Source organism: Synergistota bacterium (genome assembly GCA_021159885.1).
Taxonomy (GTDB): Bacteria; Synergistota; GBS-1; order GBS-1; family GBS-1; genus AUK310.
Genome location: JAGHDO010000073.1, coordinates 1 through 2,910 on the forward strand (window position 1 = coordinate 1; position 2,910 = coordinate 2,910).

General features: G+C 42.0%; 3 protein-coding genes and 1 rRNA gene. 3 read left to right on the plus strand and 1 reads right to left on the minus strand.

Annotated features, from left to right (window positions below; translation table 11 throughout):
- Both rmuC and J7M13_07480 read left to right on the plus strand, forming a co-directional pair.
- Positions 1-602: DNA recombination protein RmuC (gene rmuC, locus J7M13_07475; GenBank protein MCD6363817.1), on the plus strand; the 602-nt coding region annotated here is incomplete at its 5' end.
- A gap of 117 nt (positions 603-719) precedes the next feature.
- Positions 720-1,334 carry a hypothetical protein gene (locus J7M13_07480; GenBank protein MCD6363818.1) on the plus strand — a complete coding sequence of 205 codons (615 nt, stop codon included), beginning with the start codon at positions 720-722 and terminating at the stop codon, positions 1,332-1,334.
- A gap of 57 nt (positions 1,335-1,391) precedes the next feature.
- Here J7M13_07480 and J7M13_07485 read toward each other — a convergent pair whose 3' ends face one another.
- Positions 1,392-2,360 (minus strand): potassium channel protein, encoded by a 969-nt coding sequence (locus tag J7M13_07485; GenBank protein ID MCD6363819.1) that lies wholly within the window; start codon positions 2,358-2,360, stop codon positions 1,392-1,394.
- Positions 2,361-2,785: 425 nt separating this feature from the next.
- On the opposite strand from J7M13_07485, the gene J7M13_07490 reads away from it, so the two are divergent.
- Positions 2,786-2,910 (plus strand): 16S ribosomal RNA (locus J7M13_07490); the annotation flags it as partial.

A 2,910-nucleotide genomic window follows, 5' to 3' on the forward strand; every position in this document is an offset into this window, starting at 1 on the left:
AGCTTCCTCCCTATATGTTTGGTATAAGAGAAAAAATCGCTGGTGGTGTTATTCCTGATGCATATATACGTTCTACCAATGGAATTATCTGCATAGATTCTAAGTTTCCCCTCGAGAACTATATAAAGATGCGTGAGGCAACTGATCTAACGGAGAGAGAGATCTATAAAAAGAGGTTCTTAAATGATGTTAAAGGTCATCTTGATAAAGTGAGAAGGGATTATATCCGTCCAGAGAGTGGGACTGCTAACTTTGCTTTTGTATATGTTCCTTCAGAAGCTATATACTGGTTTTTAGTAGAAGAAGCCTTTGACATGGTCAGAAATTATATAAAAATGGGTGTGCATATAGTCTCTCCGCTGACCTTATCTCATAAGATAGAAATAGTAAAAGCGGGTATAGAGGCTAAAAGGCTTTCTGAGGAGGCAGAAAGGATAAAGAGAAGCATGGAATCTATTTCTGAGGGTTTTAAGAGACTCGATAATAACTGGCGAATATTTTATGAGACCCATCTCAGAAATCTATGGAATAAGGCAAGTGAGGTAGATACCTCTTATAGAGAACTTAAAAGACGCTTCGACGATATTAAAAGGGAACTGTGAAACTAAAAAGAATCTTGCCTAAGGGGATAATTCGTGATATTATTATTTAATAAAAAGACCTCTTTCTTAGGGTGAGCCCTTCGTTTTCTCTATTCTCCACCTGGAGGGTGATGTGAAATGAGGAGGGCACTGGTTATCTGGGCGGTGGTAATGGGGATCTTGCTTGTGCTGTGTATAGGCATTGCTTCTGCAGATGGTTCTGGAGTTCTAACGGGATCATGGATAGGATATTGGTGGAAAGTTGATGATCAAAGCGGGTATTACAACATGGAACTTAGGATACGGAGTTGGTGGGATAGCAATGGTAATTGTTATGCTAACATAGATGGAACGTTGGAAAGGATACTTCCCAATGGTGGAAATATAAACTTTCATGTAGATAACGTTCCGGTCGATAGTTACAATTCACAGGCATGTTTCGATTTCGATGTAAAGGGTAGCGCATGTGGCTATACCTATGAGATTAAAATGGAAGGTTGCTGGTGGAAAGATGAGAATAGCGGAAGGGAATTTGTGGATGGCGTGTTTTCTCTTGCACTTAATGGTGGAGAGCCTCCCGAGATGCCTAATTACCAGTTTGACCTCTCAAGAGCTTCCTATTGTCCGGCTCCGACCGAGGTTAAAAGCGGTGGATGTACGGTGAATCCTAATTTGCCGGTATTGAGTGCCTTGCCCTTCTTCTTGGCTCTTTTTGGTCTTGTGATCCTCAGACGCTATTCATCATTAAAATAGAGCCAGCCGTAAGGGGGGTGTCTCGCATCGATGCGAGACACCCCCCTTAATTTTTTCTCAGGGGGTTGAGATAAGCTTTTCCGCGAGGTGAAGGTTTTCCTCTGTTCCAAGGACATATAATGTATCCTTGGGTTCAAGTTTGGTTCCTGGTGTTGGGAAGAGCATTTCTCCGTCTCTTTCAATGGTAACGACTATACAACCTGTTCTTCTTCGCAAATCAGTTTCCGCAAGGGTTTTCCCAAAAAATTCTTCATTTAAGAGTTCAAATTTCCTTAATATTAGTGCTCCTTTTTTGCCGACTATTTCGATGAAGTCCACTATACAAGGATTTCTAACGGCGATGGATGCTTTTCTCGCAACATCTTTATATGGTGAAAGCAGAGTGTCTACACCTACTCTTCTTAATTTTTTCTCTCCAGATGGAGTTCGCAATATCGCTATCGTGTGTATTTTTGGATTAAGGTCTTTTGCAATCATTACAGCAAACGCATTGGAAGAGTCTCTTTCAGTGCAGGCTATCAGAGTTCTTGCTCTTCTCACGCCGGCTTTTTCCAGGATTTCTTCTTCAGTAGCATCTCCGTGAACCGCAAGCAGGCCGTTTTCGCGCGCAAGTGTAATCTTGTTAGGATCAAGGTCCACGATTACAAGGTTTCCTTTAGGAAGTTCCTTAGAGATTTCTAATCCTATCTTTCCATATCCACATATTATGCAATGGTTTTGAATCTTTTCAAGCATTTCCCTCCATCTCTCCCTTCTTCTCTCTATAAGAATTGGCATAACGGAGTTAAGAGCGTAGAAAAATAGTCCTACGCCAAATATCATGAGGAACATGGAGAGGAATCTCCCTGAAGTGCTTAGCTTTCCCACTTCGCCGTAACCTGTGGTCGTTATAGTGATCACGGTCATATAGAATGAGTCAAGATATGACCATCCTTCAAGAAGGTGGTAGCCAAGTGTCCCCGCTATGGTAATTAGGGCTAAAAGCATTAAAACAAAAGAGATTTGTTTTCCAACGCTTCCGTTCATACTTAATATTTTAGCAGAAGGCTTGCTTAATATACCAAAAATATCGGTTAATGCGACTTGTGAGGGTACTGTTAACGATAGTCAGGAGTATGAGATGAACGGCACTATTACATAACTCTTATAAGAAGAAGGAAGGTGATAATTACGTTTCCATAGGAAATGCGGAAGCTTATAAGTTTATTCTTTACGCTCCATCTCATGATGATTCTTCCGCATCAGGTGCCTGTTGTGATGAGAATAAAGGAAGTGGAGGGGGCTGTACTAATAACCTGAACGCGCCATTTGTTGGCATTTTGCCACTTGTCTTTGGCTTTTTGGGTGTTATAGCTATGCGATTCGTTCGATAAGAGTCTTGCTTGAGGCGGAAGCTTATGGTAAAATTAGCTTTGAAGCACCTTGAGAGGGAAATAGCGTGCTTTGCGATTTTTCTGGAGAGTTTGATCCTGGCTCAGGATGAACGCTGGCAGCGTGCCTAACACATGCAAGTCGGGCGCGGGGCCTGCTCTACTTTTTAGTGGGGTGGGTTTCTGAGCGGCGGACGGGTGAGTAA